Here is a 13,690-nt window from a genome sequence, read left to right as displayed (position 1 = left end):
TCATCGTATCGTCGGTCATCGGTGATCTCCGTTGGTTGGATGTTGCAACCCAAACCTAACCGAAGATCGCCGATGGCCAACCGCGACCTACACCACCACCTGGGACACGACCTGGGCGGCGAGTTGGCGCGGCACCAGCGCGGCAGCGGATGCCATGGCGAGCAATTGTCGGCGTGTGTGCATGGTGGAGCCTCCCGGTAAGAACGGTGCGGGAGGGAGCAAACGGAGGCAAGAAATTAGTGTGCCTCCGGCGGGCAGGGTCGCAGACCCTGCACCCGTTCGTTTTAAGGCAGCCCTTCCCAAAGCCACAAGTCACCCCGGACTTGATCCGGGGTCCCGCTTATTCATTCCCAAGCCAAGGCCCCAACAGGACCGTATGGAGAGGCGCAAACACCATGGCTGCTGAAACAAGTTCAGCATGACGGGTGATTTTTTAGGGAGCGGACCGCCCGAGATAGAAGGTGGGTGCAGGAGGCTCAGCGGCGTGGTTGGGGGAGGTGTATTTCGTATTGTGTCCCCGGAATTGCAACAAGTGGGTGCATTAGGCAGCCTGTAGCGGTAGCGGCTGTCCCTCTAACAAAATCGACTGAATAGTCTCTAGGCGTCGTGCCATTTCGTCGAAGGTGAGATTCTCATGTCCTGCTGCAATCAAGGCGCGTGCCGCCGCGATGACGAACTGATCGCTTCGCGACAAGCTTAAGCCCCCGGCGCGTAGCGTGAGGCTATGAGCTGCCGTCTCCGCAAGGATTGCGGGGACTGAATAAGGCTTAGGATGAACGACTGCCTGCTTACGGCAGACGAGGATCGCGTCAAGGCTGATAGGGTCTTTTGCGGCCGCCTTTGGGCTGGCTGCTCGCAGCTCAGCGTGAACGGGGTGTGCCGCAACGACCGTCAGCCCCGCGTCGGCAAGCGCCCTGTAAATGGCGGCCCAGCCTTCAGGGCGGGAATGGTGGAAGCTGAAGGCGAGTACGCCTTCATCCTTCAGGACACGGCGGCACTCAGAGAAGACAAGCCCCAAATGGCGCGCAAATGTAATAGGGTCTTTGTTCTGCACTTCACCTTTAGCGAAGGAATTTTCGCGGGCGAAGAATGGATATTTTTCCTTCAAGACCGGTGAGAGCCAGGCGAAGAAGAAGTCACTCAATTCGCTATAGTGTACGAAATCGAAATAAGGCGGGTCGGTGATAATGGCATCTACAACACCATTCGGCAGCGGTAGTTGTGCGCTGTTACCGTTTAGGATCAGGGCCGCGCTCGTCCTGCTGGCGGCAGTTTCTTCCCAGTTTTGGGTAAGGATCGGTGCAATCGGTGCACTGGCGACGACTTTAGATGAGCGTGCGCGACCTCCAAGAAGATCAGCTTCAAGCCGCAGCTCGAATGGCTCATCAAGGTATCGTTTTGCCCGCAACAGGCGAGATTCGAATAGCGAGGCGAACGTTCCGCTGCTGCGGCTCGTCCCCCATACGGAGTTTTCCAGCGGGGTCCGCTCGGGTTTCAGAATATGGTTCGAAAACATATGCCGGACAGCGCCTGTACCTTCGCCCTTGAAGCTGCAAAAGAGATTGTTGAACTCAAGCGTGCTGGAAAATAGGCAGAGAAGCTGCTCGCGCACAGCGCAATCCTCGATGTGCGTGACGGCGCGCAGAAGAAGACCGAAGCAGAGGAGTTGGCGAGCGTTAAAGAAATCCCGCCATGCGTGGTAGTTATAGCCGCGCGCCTGGTCAGTGTTGTGACCCGGCCGCACGGCGAAGGTCGGTAACGGTATGTCCTCAGTGGCTAGACGCCTAGCCGCTTCGTCGTACAAAGCGCGGTCTTCGGGTCGAGCAGAGAGGTAGATTTTCTCGCCATCCGGGCGCATCGCCATAAGGGCGTAAAGACGATGCCGAGGCGGGCCTTTCTTTGGCAAAAGCTCTTTGATTTTGTAGGAACGGCCCTGCCTTGTCGTTAGAGTCTGGCCGGAGGCCGGACCCTCCTGCGGATTGAAATGGTAGCCGCAACCGCCGCATGTGATGGCTTGGGCGTCGTAGCGGTCCTCGGACACGCTCCAACAGGACGGGCAGACGATCTGCGCGCGCGGCTTCTTCTTTGGGTAGGCGTCCTGCGAGAAGATATAGCGGGCAAACAACGGCACTTCCTCGCCGCAGGGCGTGTCTACCACCTTCACCCAAAAGGCATACATGATCGGGATGAGTGATCCTGTATCAGGGTCACGCGTTTGGTAATAGCGCCGTATCTCCGGCGCGACCTCTGCCTCAAGCGCGGCGAAGGCCGCGCGCAATGCTTCTTCCGGCACGGGCGTTAGCGCCTGGCGGACAAGGAAGCTGCTGACCGGGTTGATATCACAGCCTACCGCCTTTGCGCCGAGCTTCAGGGCTTCGCCCAGGGTCGTGCCGCTGCCCATGAAGGGATCGAGCACAACTTTACCGGTGAAGCTGTGATGCCGGTAGAAACCAGCCCATTGGTCTTGACCCGGCGGGCTGAGCGCGGCCAGCGTAATGGCGCGAAAAACCGACCCGAGACGCGTCGCCCACCATTTGTGAATGTGGTATAGTGGTCGATTGATTTCCTTGCGCCAGCTCTCCTGCTCCGCGACCTGACTGACCTCAAGGATAGGGAATGACGCCTCAAGAGCAGTGGTGGTACCTTGGTCGATGGAGGCATGAACACGGGCTGATGCGGTGCTCATTCGTCATCCCCGTTGCCAAGGTCGAGGGGCTGCGGCAGGTGTCCAGCCATCACCACGGGCTTAGCTGCCTGGGACTTTAGCCGGTAAGCAACAAACCGGTGTTCGGTGCCCGCGCGGGGGTTCGGAATCCTCTCGGCCTTGATCTCGTTTGTCCGCAGGTCAAAGGTGTAGCCGACAACAAGGCTGTCAGCCTCGATGCGCGTCAGCCTGCCGACGACCTGAAAACGCGCATCATCGCCGAAGCCTTCAGGAACGATGAGCGTCATCATTCCCGTGGTCCCTTCGGTCAATGCAAACGGGGTCGGTGCGACATACATCTTCCGGTCGCGGATCATAATATCGCCGTAAGTGCCGAAACCTTTCACATTCTTGTTTTTGTGGACGTATTCATGATCGGCATTCAGGAAGTCGCCGTGGCAGAGAACAAAATCGACCACAGGATACTGCCTGCGGCCGTTGTCTGCTTCAGGATAGGGCAATAGATCGGCTGTATATCGGCCGAATACGTAGAAAATCTGCCGGCCATTGTGCTGACCAGTCGGAACCTGGCTGTTGGAATCATAGTCGCGCTCACGGCCGGGCCAGGCGAGGCCCTTGACTTCATAGCCTTCAGTGAATTTCACAAGGCTGAAGTCGGGATAGGTATTGCGCCCGGACCCCTCAAAGTTTAGCGCAAGGCAACTGAGGCGCTTTTCAAACCAGTTCTGGAAGTGAAATTCCTTGTCTTTCGAGCTTACGGATTCGATCAGCTCGCCTTTGTGAACAGCTTCGCTGCACTGCGCAAAAATATCAAAACAGGTCGTGGTCATGTCTTCTCTTCATTTTTTGCATCAAACAGTTTTGGCTGTTCTAACCAACTTTCATAAGGTGATTGTGACGTAGAGTTTTGCTTCCGTGAAGTCCGTCATCTGACTGACCCTAAAAAACCTGTGGATAACTGGTCGATTGTCACAAGGCGCATCGGTCAACACGTTCTCACACATTGCAAAATGTCAGAGCCGTGCTGGATTTCGTCTGCTTACAGGAAGCTCAATCGGAATGCATTACGTCTGCGATCAGGTCGGAAGCTGTCGTTCACGACAGCCGCGGGGAACGGCCGCAACGTCCCTAAATCGGTCATTTAAATAAGAGCTATCCGCCGTCCGCTTTCGGGCAATTAGGGAACTGGCTCGAACGACCAAAATAGGGGCGCAATGCGGCTACCACGCACCGCCCCGAAAACGAAAGTGGGTGCAGGGCCTCAGGCCCTGCCCGCCGGAGGCATCACTTCCTCTTGAAATTCAGCCCAACGCTGCCTGCACGGCTTCGAACATCCGGCGGCCGTCGGTGCCGCCTTGGGCGTCTTCGATCAGGCGTTCGGGGTGGGGCATCATGCCGAGCACGTTGCCGGCGTCGTTGAGGATGCCGGCGATGCTGCGGGCGGAGCCGTTGACCTCCTCGGCGTAGCGGAAGGCGACGCGGCCTTCGCCTTCGAGGCGCGCCAGAGTCTCGTCGTCGGCGAAATAGTTGCCGTCGTGGTGGGCGACCGGGATGGTAACGGTTTCGCCGGCGGCATAGCGGCTGGTGAAGATGGACTGGCTGTTGACCACTTCGAGGCTCACGTGGCGGCAGACGAAGTTCAGCCCGGCGTTGCGCATTAGGGCACCTGGCAGCAGCCCGGCTTCGGTGAGCACCTGGAAGCCGTTGCAGATGCCGAGCACGGCGCGTCCTTCGCCGGCGGCTTGCACCACGGCCTGCATGACATGGGAGCGGGCGGCCATCGCGCCGGAGCGCAGATAATCGCCGTACGAGAATCCGCCGGGGATGCCGATGAAATCCAGACCATCGGGCAGGCTGGCGTCGCCGTGCCACACCATGGCGGGGGCGGTGCCGGTCACCTTGGTGATGGCGTCGGCCAGATCGCGGTCGCAGTTGGAGCCGGGGAAGACGATGACGGCTGCCTTCACGGCATCTCGATCCGGAAATTCTCGATCACCGTGTTGGCGAGCAGCTGGCGGGCCATGGCTTCGACCGTCTCGCGGCTGGTTCCGTCGGCCAGTTCCAGCTCGATGATCTTACCGGCGCGGACTTCGCCGACCCCGTCAAAACCCAGGCCTTTCAGCGCCGATTCGATGGCCCGGCCCTGCGGGTCGAGCACGCCATTTTTTAGGGTGACGGTGACAGTGACTTTCATGGGCGCGGCCATACGCCGACCGCTCGGAAGGTGCAAGGGTGGCGGTTCACGCCAGCAGTACGGCCGCGGCTGCGCCTAGCCCCGCAGCCAGCAGCAGCCACGGGGTGGACCAGCCGCCCACCGCCTTTTGCGGCAGTGGCGGCAACGGGGCTTGCGGCGGCGCGGCGCCGGGCATGGGATTTTCGGCCACCCACTGGCGGAACATGCGCGGCAACTGGCGCAGCGCCCGGAAATTGAGCACCAGATTGTCTGCAATCACCGCTTCCGGACCCATTTCATCGCGCACCCAGTCACGCACATAGGGTTCGGCGAATTCCCACATGTTGACGTGGGGATCGATGGTCAGCGCTACGCCTTCGACCATCACCATGGTTTTTTGGAGCAGCAGCAGATGCGGCTGCACCGGCATGTCGAAACTACGGGTGATGGAAAACAGGCCTTCGAGCAGATCGGTGATGGCGATGTCCTTGGCCTGGCGGCCGCGGATCGGTTCGCCCACGGCGCGCAGGGCGGTGGCAAAGGCGGCCGGATTGTGATGCGGCGGCACGTAACCGGCCTCGAAATGGATTTCCGCGACGCGAGCATAATTACCGGTCACCAGCCCGTGCAGGATCTCGGCCAGATACAGCCGCGCCCGGCGATTGATGCGGCCCATGATGCCGAAATCGATGACGCCGATGCGGGCATGATCGGCTCCGTTTCCGGGCGGAATGATGAACAGATTGCCCTGGTGCAGATCGGCATGGAAAAAACCCTTGGCGATAGCCTGGGCCAGAAAGCCATCGACCAGCACGCGGGCCAGCGCAGCGCGGTCAACGTCCAGAGCGGCCATGGCGGCGCGGTCCGACACTTTGACGCCGTCGATCCAGTCGATCACCAGGATGCGGCGGGTCGATCGTTGCCAGTCGATGCCGGGCACGACGAAATCCGCCTCGCCCGCCAGTATCTCGGCCAGTTCCGATGCGTTGGCGGCTTCGCGGCGTAGGTCGAGCTCGGCTTCGATCCAGCTCTTGAAGGTGGCGATGATGGCGCGCGGGCGCAGCCGGGCAAATTCGCCGCCAAGCGCTTCGATGTGGCCCGCGCCCCATTCGTAGGTGGCGAGCGCCGACGTGACATCAGCTTCGATGCCTGGACGCAGCAGCTTGATGGCGACCGTGCGGCCCTCGCTGGTCACGGCCTTGTGCACCTGAGCGATGGAGGCTGCGGCCACGGCGATCGGCTCGATCGACTGAAAGCGGGTTTTCCAGTCACCATATGCCGCGTTCAGCGCTGGTTCGATCTGGCTGAACGGTATTGGCGGCAGTTGATCCTGCAGGCGGGCGAGATCGGTGGCGGCCTCGATGCCGATCAGATCGGGCCGGGTGGCGAGCGCCTGGCCCAATTTGATGGCAGCCGGGCCAACAGCGGCGAGACCAGCGGCAAAATCGGGCGTTTTGGGCGCGCCGCTGCCGAAACGCGCGATTTTTGCCACCAGCCGTACAGCCGCCGGCAACCGCCGGTCCTCAAATGGGCGCAGGGCGCCGTGCCGGGCCATGCGCCGGCCCCAGACAAGCATCCGCCACAAGTGAACCAGCGCAATCAAATCAGGCCTTCCATCCCGAATGGATAGCCACTGCGCCGCCCAGGATCGGCGTGTAGTTCACCTGGGTGAAGCCGGCCGCGCCGATCATGGCGGAAAATTCCGTCATCTTGGGGAAGCGCCTTATCGATTCAATGAGATAGCGGTAGGATTCGCCATCTTTGGCCACCAATTCACCTATGCGCGGCACCAATTTTTCCGAATAAACGTCATAAACATCGGCAAAACCTGGCCAGGTGGTAGTTGAAAATTCGAGGCAGAAAAACCGCCCGCCATAACGCAGCACGCGGTGGGCTTCCTTCAGCGCCGCCGGAATGTCGGTGACATTGCGGATGCCAAAGGCGATGGTGTAGGCATCGAAGCTATTGTTTGGGAACGACAAAACCTCGGCGTTTTCCTCGCGCCAGATGAGGCTGGTCAACCCGCGTTCGGCAGCGCGCTCCATGCCCACTTCCAGCATCGCCGGGTTAATATCAGCCACCGTCACGTTGGCGCCGTGTTTTTCGATGCGAAACGCGATGTCGCCGGTGCCGCCGGCCATATCAAGAATATCCTCGCCAGCGCGCGGCTTCACCCGGCGCACGAAATCATCCTTCCACACCCGGTGCATACCCGCCGACATCAGATCATTCATGATGTCGTAACGCTTTGCCACCGAACGAAAAACATCGCCCACGCGGCGCGTTTTCTCCTCGGCCGAAACCTCTGCATAACCAAAGTTGACAGTGTCACTCATCGTCTGTCCTTTTCGGCCTGCGGCTTAGCCGAGGCTTGGCGGCCATGCAAACGCCGCCTATGTCGCGGCATGCCTGAATTGCCCGAAGTCGAAACCGTGATGCGCGGCCTGGCGCCCGTCTGGGAAGGCCAGCGCTTCACCCGCGTCATTGCCAACCGGCCGGATCTGCGCCGGCCGCTCCCCGAAGCGCTTGGCCAGCGGCTGACAGGGGCAACTGTGGTGCGGCTGGGCCGGCGCGCCAAATATGGTCTTGTCGAAACCGATCGCGGCGACACGCTGATCATCCACCTTGGCATGTCGGGGCGAATGCGCGTCGATCCGGGGCCGCTGGAAAAGCACGACCATGTCGTCTTCGAAACCGGCAATGGCCGCGTGGTGGCTTTCAACGATGCTCGCCGCTTTGGCAGCCTCGATCTTGCCGTGACCGCTGATGCGCCGGCCCACCCGCTGCTGGCCGGCATCGGGCCGGAGCCGCTGGGGCCAGACTATGACCTTGCCCTGCTGAAACGCATCTTTGCCGGCCGCTTGGCGCCGGCCAAGGTCATCCTGCTCGATCAGCGACTCATCGCGGGTCTGGGCAACATCTATGTGTGCGAGGCGCTGTTCCGCGCCGGCATCCACCCCCAAACGCCGGGTGGGCAGGTGACGGCGGCACAATTCAAGCGGCTTGTGCTTTCGATCCCCGAAGTGCTGGTTGAAGCCATTGCCGCCGGGGGTTCGACATTGCGCGATCATGCGGCGCCCGACGGCACATTGGGCTATTTCCAGAAGGATTTCGCCGTCTATGGCCGCGAAGGCGCTGCCTGCCCGGCGTGCGCCGCGCCGGTGGCCCGTATTATCCAGTCCGGCCGCTCCAGCTTCTTCTGCCCGGCGTGCCAGCCGCCCCTGCGGACGCGCGACAAGGCTTGACCACAGCGCTGCCCTCGCTTAAGTTGTTTTTCTTCTGGCGAGGCCTGCAAGGGCCGCTGCCTGACAACCATTGAACAGACTTGCAGGAAATCATGGCCAACACGCCCCAGGCTGAAAAGCGCATCCGCCGCAACGACCGCCGCGCCGCGATCAATAAAGCGCGCGTCAGCCGCATTCGCACTTTCGTCAAGAAGGTCGAATCCAGTCTTGCCGCCGGCGATGCCACCGCTGCAGCTGTAGCCCTGAAGGCTGCCCAGCCGGAAATGATGCGCGGCGTTGCCAAGGGCGTGCTCCACAAGAACACCGTGTCTCGCAAAATCAGCCGCCTTGCCGCCCGTGTGAAGGGTTTGGCAATCGCCTGATCGTGCAGCCCTGATTGAATCGGACGCACATCGCGCTCCGATATGTAATTTTAAAACGGGGCACCGCCATTTGGCGGCGCCCCGTTTTATTTTGTCTCGAACTCCTTACCGCTGCTGGCGGCGGTCTCGCCGTTTGTTTGCTGCTGCTGGAGGTGATTCGGCGCCGGAATCGCCGATTCGTCGCCCTTGGCTGCCCGCATAGTTTCCACAGAGGAACGTGCGGTAAATTGGTGCGGTGCACAAGCGAATTGATGCGCTGCAAAATTGCCTGCGGCAGGCAATGCGTCGTCATCAAAGCGTCATTGCTTTGACACAAAAATCCAAGCAGTTAGCCGTCACAGCCTTTGCATCATCGCCGCAAACGGCAATGATTCGGTGCGTGATTCCAAAGAGTTGCCTAGCCCTCCACGGTGGGTCAACGGATTGGCTGTCAACAGTTTATTTGAATGTTAATGGAAATTGGTCGCTTGCAGCGATGGGCTCGCCCTGCTTATTTGAAGTGGGGTTTGAGCCGGCCGGCATTATGAATGCCAAGCGGGTCAATCACGTAAAAGCGATGCTTGCTGTGCACTGTTTCAGGCGCGGTGGGAGAACTGCGTCAGGCTGGAAAACAGCCTGACGGCATCGCGCGCAATTGAATGGAATAGCTCTTCGCAGACGGGGGGCGATGTCCCAATATTATGGCCGAACGTCGGCGAAAGGAAGGGGTGCGTGTCGATAGCTATCGCATCAGTGTTGCCCTCTGCATTCAAGCCAGTCCCTCGCGATGGTTCGGGCGAATTTGCCGTCAGCGACTGCGACGTGTGGAGCCGCGTTCGGGCCGCGCTGAAGGTGGATGCTGGCGATCACAGCTTCGAAGCCTGGCTGGCGCCTTTGGTGCTGGCGGGCTGCGATGGCGACACGCTGCGTTTGGCTGCGCCGTCGGCGTTTGCCGCCGATTGGGTCACCAGCCATTATGCCGAACTGCTACGCCGCCACTGGTCGCAGCACCAGCCGTCGATCCGCCGCGTTGCAGTGCAGGTCGGTCAGGTCGTCGTGGTGACACCGCCGCTCGGCAAGGCGGTAACGCCGGCTACTGCCAGCCAGCCGCTGCCCGTCGATGCACGCTACAGCTTTGGCAACTTCATCGTCGGCAAGTCCAACGAGCTGGCCTACAACGCTGCGCTTGCCATCGCCGAACCGGGCACGCCGGGCTTCAATCCGCTGTTCCTGCATGGCACCACCGGGCTGGGCAAGACCCACCTTAGGCACGCCATCGGCAACGACTATCTGGCGCATCACCCCGGCGGCCGGGTCGCCTATTTGTCGGCCGAAAAGTTCATGGTCGAATTCATGGCCGCGATGCGCGCCAAGGACACGATCAGCTTCAAGCAGCGGCTGCGCTCCGTCGATCTGCTGATGATCGACGATGTTCAGTTCATCGCCGGTAAGGAATCGACCCAGGAAGAATTCTTCCACACCATGAACGAGATCATCGGTGCGGGAAAACGCCTGGTGATCACCGCCGATCGTTCGCCGCAAAATCTTGAAGGCATCCAGGATCGCATCCTGTCGCGCATGGCATGGGGCCTCGTCGCCGATATCAACCCGGCCGACTACGAATTGCGATTGAACATCCTGCACGCCAAGGTTGCCGGGCTGGGCAACCGGGTGGCCGTGCCCGACGATGTGATCGAATTCCTGGCGCGCAAGATCACCGCTAACGTGCGTGAACTCGAAGGCGCGCTCAACCGCGTTACCGCTTTTGCCTTGCTGGTGGGCAAGCCGATCAGTCTTGAATTCACACGCGAAACGCTGGCCGATCTGCTGCGCGCCCACGAAAAAAAGCTCACCATCGACGAAATTCAGCGCAAAGTGGCCGATTATTACGGCCTCAAGGTGGCTGAACTCCTGTCGGAACGCCGCGCCCGCGACGTCGCCCGCCCGCGCCAGATTGCCATGTATCTCGCCAAGAAAATGACGCCGCGCTCGTTGCCCGAAATCGGCCGCCGCTTCGGCAAGCGCGATCACACCACGGTAATGCACGCGGTAAAGCGCGTGGAACAGCTGCGCGCCGACGATACTGAGATCGACAGCGACGTGGCGACCCTTACCCGCTTGCTGGACGGCTAAGAGGGCAACTGACTGGACGGTTGATCGGGCAGATGGGCGGCCTTCCCACCCCCGCTGCTTGCGCGTAACCGGGACGGCGTGCATCGCCTCGCCCGCTCCGGCCCCTTCTGGTTTATCGTTTCCTGCTTCGCTTTTGCGTCGATGTGGGTGATGATCCGTTATGCCGCCCTTCATCTGCACAGTTTTGAAATCGTTTTCTTTCGCAATCTCATTGGTTTGCTGTTCCTGTTACCAATGATCATCGGCAATCCCGGCCTTATCCGGCGCGATCGGCTGAAGGTTCATCTCGGCCGTGCCGCCTCCGGCTTCATCGCCACCATGGGCACGTTTTATGCGGTGGCCAACGCGCCGCTCGCCACCACTCTGGCGATCAACTACACGGCGCCGCTGTTCGGCACGGTGGGCGCCGTGCTGATGCTGGGCGAACGGATCCGCGCCCGCCGCATTGCCGCGCTGGCAGTGGGCTTTGTCGGCATGCTGCTGGTCCTGCGCCCCGGCCAGATGCCGCTGACGCCGGGCATTGCCGCCGGTGTGATTGCCGCTGTTGCCACCGGCTATTCCATTGTCGCCATGCGCAGCCTGGTGGGCGTGGACGATCCGCGCGCCGTGGCGGCCTGGACCTTCATCCTGACCACTGTGCCCAGCCTCGCGGTTGCCCTGTTCGTATGGACACCGCCGCCGCCAGTCGTGTGGCCCTATCTGGCTGGCATCGGGGCCGCGGCGGCCATCGGCCAACTCACGCTCACCCGCGCCTTTTCCTTTTCCGAAGCGTCGGCGGTGCTGCCGCTCGATTTCGTCCGCTTCGGCCTGATAACGGCAGCGGGCGTGCTGCTGTTTGGCGAACGTTATGACGCGCTGACCTTGGCCGGCGGCGCGCTTATCCTGCTGTCCACCATCTATCTGGCGTGGCGTGAGGCGCAGCTGCGGCCGAAGTCGGACTGATTGTTTGGAAAGGTTGCGGCGGGCGGCCGTGCTGCCCATAAGCATTCCAGTTATTCCTCGGGAGCAAAAACATGAATCTGGAAGGTTTGTCGGCGGTCGTCACTGGCGGCGCATCGGGCCTGGGGGCTGCCACCGCGCGCCTGCTCGCCAGCCACGGCGTCAAGGTCGCCATCTTCGACATGAACGCCGAAAAGGGTGAAGCCGTTGCGGCTGAAATCGGCGGCGTGTTCTGCCATGTGAACGTCACCGACGATGCGTCGGTTGATGCCGGTTTTGCCAAGGCGCGCGCCGCTGTTGGACAGGAACGCATCCTGATCAATTGCGCCGGCACCGGTAACGCCATCAAGACCGCCAGCCGTTCCAAGGAAGACGGCAGCATCAAGCATTTCCCGATCGATGCCTTTGATCGGATCATCCAGATCAATCTGGTCGGCACCTTCCGCTGCATCGCCAAATCGGCCGCCGGCATGATGAGCTTGGCCGCAATGGAAAACGGCGAACGCGGCGCCATCGTCAATACGGCCAGCGTGGCCGCTGAAGACGGCCAGATCGGCCAGGCAGCCTATTCGGCGTCCAAGGGCGGCGTTGTGGGCATGACCCTGCCGATTGCCCGCGATCTTTCGGGCGAAGGCATCCGCATCAACACCATCCTGCCCGGCATCTTCAACACGCCGCTGCTGCAGGGCGCGCCCGACAATGTGAAAGCCGCGCTGGCCGCCACCGTATTGTTCCCCAAGCGTCTGGGCATACCGGAGGAATATGCGTCACTGGCGGTGGAAATGTGCCGCAATTCCTATTTCAACGGCGAGGATGTGCGGTTGGATGGCGGCATCCGGATGGCGCCTCGCTGAGCGGCGCGCAAATAGCTCAGCTATTTGCCGACTCGCTCAAGAGCGGACGGCGAGTCAAAAAGGGCGGGGTAATTCCCGCCCTTTTTGACTCGTCCGACGGCGTGGCTTTGCCACGCCCTCACTTCCGTCTTCCTGGCACCCCAAGCGGACTCGGCGGCTTTGCCGCCGGCCGCGACCCAAACGCCCTTTTTCATCGTATTTTCAGGCAACAAGCCCGCCAATCCAGTTCTGCCAGTTTTTACGTTTCGTATCGAATCAGGGAATTTCGCCTTGACCAGTTCACGCGCCGGCCTGCCCCGCAAGACGGCCCACCAGGACGTATGACAGGCCCGTCCCGCGTAGGACAGCGCCCACCTGAACCCCGCGCACCGCGCCTTCCGTTCACCTCACCGCAAGTCGCCCTGCCCCATGCAAGCAGCATGAAACATCCGTTTATGCTGTTTGCTCTCCTCGCCGCGCCCGTGCTGGCGCAAACCCCGCCCGCCAGCATCGGCCAGCCGTTCATCCCGGCGCCGTGGTGGATGAAAGACCCGGTGATCGCATCGATGGGCCATGTCCGCACCGAGGTGCCCGCCAACCGCGCACGCTTTGCAGTGCGCTTCTCGGCGGTGGAAAAAACCGCTGCTGCTGCCACTACCGCCGCCACCGGCAAGGCGCGGGAGCTTGATGCGGCGCTGGCCGGGCTTGGCAAGGACCGGGTGCGGCTGACCACCAGTCTCAGCACCCGACCACTTTATGACCAGTACCGCCAGAAAGACGGCACCATCGCCGAAAACCAGCGCGCCGATCAGATCGAGGCCTATGAGGTGACCGCAGTGTTGGTGGTGGAGGTGCGCGAACCTGGCGTGCTGGAACGCGCTTATCGCCTGGCGGTCGCAGCGCGGCCTTCGGCAATCGACACGCCCCAGTTCAGCCTCGAGCCGGAAAATGAGTTGAAAACCTGGCTGTATGAAGCCGCTATCAAGGATGCGGCCCGCCGCGCCCGGCTTGCCGCCGCCGCTGCCGGCAGCAGGCTTGGCATGGTCAAGGTCATCGATCCGTCAGGCGGCGTCTGCCAGACCCAGGTGCTGGCGGGCTGGCCCAGTTATGCCGGCGAAAGCCCGGCAACCGATGTGCAGGCCCCGTCGGCAATGTCGCGCTATTCCGATGCCGCGCCAGCGCCCGCGCCGCCACTATCGCCGCCAACGCTCGGACTCGAAAAGCTCGCCGGCGATGTGCAGGTGACCATGCAGCCGCCGATTTTTGCGCTCGCTGGTCAGGCCTGTGTGATTTACGGGCTGCTGCCGCCCGGTTGACGAGCCGAAAATCATGCTCGCTCATGCGAGGGCGGCGCCGAAAGG

The 13,690-nt window shown here is 61.4% G+C and carries 13 protein-coding genes; 7 read left to right on the top strand and 6 right to left on the bottom strand.

Annotated elements, in window-relative coordinates; translation table 11 throughout:
• Positions 1–541: 541 nt before the first annotated feature.
• The 6 genes from ACESL8_RS12335 to ACESL8_RS12310 form a co-directional block, all read right to left on the bottom strand.
• A complete protein-coding gene (locus ACESL8_RS12335; RefSeq protein ID WP_372919290.1) occupies positions 542–2,686 on the bottom strand; it encodes a DNA methyltransferase in 2,145 nt (714 codons plus the stop codon).
• A complete protein-coding gene (locus tag ACESL8_RS12330; protein ID WP_372919288.1) occupies positions 2,683–3,495 on the bottom strand; it encodes a hypothetical protein in 813 nt (270 codons plus the stop codon). Before ACESL8_RS12330 ends, ACESL8_RS12335 begins: the two co-directional genes overlap by 4 nt.
• Before the next feature lie 471 nt (positions 3,496–3,966).
• A complete protein-coding gene (gene purQ / locus ACESL8_RS12325) occupies positions 3,967–4,632 on the bottom strand; it encodes a phosphoribosylformylglycinamidine synthase subunit PurQ (protein ID WP_372919286.1) in 666 nt (221 codons plus the stop codon).
• Positions 4,629–4,859, bottom strand: a complete 231-nt coding sequence (gene purS / locus ACESL8_RS12320) for a phosphoribosylformylglycinamidine synthase subunit PurS (RefSeq protein WP_372919284.1) — start codon at positions 4,857–4,859, stop codon at positions 4,629–4,631. Before purS ends, purQ begins: the two co-directional genes overlap by 4 nt.
• Before the next feature lie 46 nt (positions 4,860–4,905).
• Positions 4,906–6,414, bottom strand: a complete 1,509-nt coding sequence (locus tag ACESL8_RS12315; RefSeq protein WP_372919292.1) for an AarF/UbiB family protein — start codon at positions 6,412–6,414, stop codon at positions 4,906–4,908.
• 28 nt (positions 6,415–6,442) lie between these two features.
• Positions 6,443–7,174 carry a class I SAM-dependent methyltransferase gene (locus ACESL8_RS12310; RefSeq protein WP_372919282.1) on the bottom strand — a complete coding sequence of 244 codons (732 nt, stop codon included), beginning with the start codon at positions 7,172–7,174 and terminating at the stop codon, positions 6,443–6,445.
• A gap of 69 nt (positions 7,175–7,243) precedes the next feature.
• Between ACESL8_RS12310 and mutM the strand changes: the two genes are divergently transcribed.
• From mutM to ACESL8_RS12275, 7 genes are all read left to right on the top strand, one after another.
• Positions 7,244–8,083, top strand: coding sequence for a bifunctional DNA-formamidopyrimidine glycosylase/DNA-(apurinic or apyrimidinic site) lyase (mutM, locus tag ACESL8_RS12305; RefSeq protein ID WP_372919280.1), 840 nt, complete (start codon positions 7,244–7,246; stop codon positions 8,081–8,083).
• A 92-nt stretch (positions 8,084–8,175) separates the two neighbouring features.
• The gene (gene rpsT, locus ACESL8_RS12300; protein WP_372919278.1) at positions 8,176–8,445 is read left to right on the top strand and encodes a 30S ribosomal protein S20; all 270 of its coding nucleotides are present in this window, start codon (positions 8,176–8,178) and stop codon (positions 8,443–8,445) included.
• Between the two features lie 235 nt (positions 8,446–8,680).
• Positions 8,681–9,064: a hypothetical protein gene (locus tag ACESL8_RS12295; protein WP_372919276.1), complete on the top strand. Its 384-nt coding sequence runs from the start codon at positions 8,681–8,683 to the stop codon at positions 9,062–9,064.
• 92 nt (positions 9,065–9,156) lie between these two features.
• A complete protein-coding gene (dnaA, locus tag ACESL8_RS12290; RefSeq protein WP_372919274.1) occupies positions 9,157–10,557 on the top strand; it encodes a chromosomal replication initiator protein DnaA in 1,401 nt (466 codons plus the stop codon).
• A 78-nt stretch (positions 10,558–10,635) separates the two neighbouring features.
• A complete protein-coding gene (locus tag ACESL8_RS12285) occupies positions 10,636–11,499 on the top strand; it encodes a DMT family transporter (protein WP_372919272.1) in 864 nt (287 codons plus the stop codon).
• 71 nt (positions 11,500–11,570) lie between these two features.
• The gene (locus ACESL8_RS12280) at positions 11,571–12,350 is read left to right on the top strand and encodes an SDR family NAD(P)-dependent oxidoreductase (RefSeq protein WP_372919270.1); all 780 of its coding nucleotides are present in this window, start codon (positions 11,571–11,573) and stop codon (positions 12,348–12,350) included.
• Between the two features lie 419 nt (positions 12,351–12,769).
• On the top strand, positions 12,770–13,645 hold the full coding sequence (locus ACESL8_RS12275; protein WP_372919268.1) for an SIMPL domain-containing protein: 876 nt from the start codon (positions 12,770–12,772) through the stop codon (positions 13,643–13,645).
• The last annotated feature ends 45 nt before the right edge of the window (positions 13,646–13,690 follow it).

The organism is Sandarakinorhabdus sp., assembly GCF_041689835.1.
Taxonomy (GTDB): domain Bacteria; phylum Pseudomonadota; class Alphaproteobacteria; order Sphingomonadales; family Sphingomonadaceae; genus Sandarakinorhabdus.
This window is presented reverse-complemented; position numbering and strand designations above follow the sequence as displayed.

Bases quoted from the DNA above. Each gene is read 5' to 3' on its own strand.
- ACESL8_RS12335 (WP_372919290.1), bottom strand. From the start codon at position 2,686: ATGAGCACCGCATCAGCCCGTGTTCATGCCTCCATCGACCAAGGTACC.
- ACESL8_RS12330 (WP_372919288.1), bottom strand. From the start codon at position 3,495: ATGACCACGACCTGTTTTGATATTTTTGCGCAGTGCAGCGAAGCTGTT.
- purS (WP_372919284.1), bottom strand. From the start codon at position 4,859: ATGAAAGTCACTGTCACCGTCACCCTAAAAAATGGCGTGCTCGACCCG.
- ACESL8_RS12315 (WP_372919292.1), bottom strand. From the start codon at position 6,414: ATGCTTGTCTGGGGCCGGCGCATGGCCCGGCACGGCGCCCTGCGCCCA.
- ACESL8_RS12310 (WP_372919282.1), bottom strand. From the start codon at position 7,174: ATGAGTGACACTGTCAACTTTGGTTATGCAGAGGTTTCGGCCGAGGAG.
- mutM (WP_372919280.1), top strand. From the start codon at position 7,244: ATGCCTGAATTGCCCGAAGTCGAAACCGTGATGCGCGGCCTGGCGCCC.
- rpsT (WP_372919278.1), top strand. From the start codon at position 8,176: ATGGCCAACACGCCCCAGGCTGAAAAGCGCATCCGCCGCAACGACCGC.
- ACESL8_RS12280 (WP_372919270.1), top strand. From the start codon at position 11,571: ATGAATCTGGAAGGTTTGTCGGCGGTCGTCACTGGCGGCGCATCGGGC.
- ACESL8_RS12275 (WP_372919268.1), top strand. From the start codon at position 12,770: ATGAAACATCCGTTTATGCTGTTTGCTCTCCTCGCCGCGCCCGTGCTG.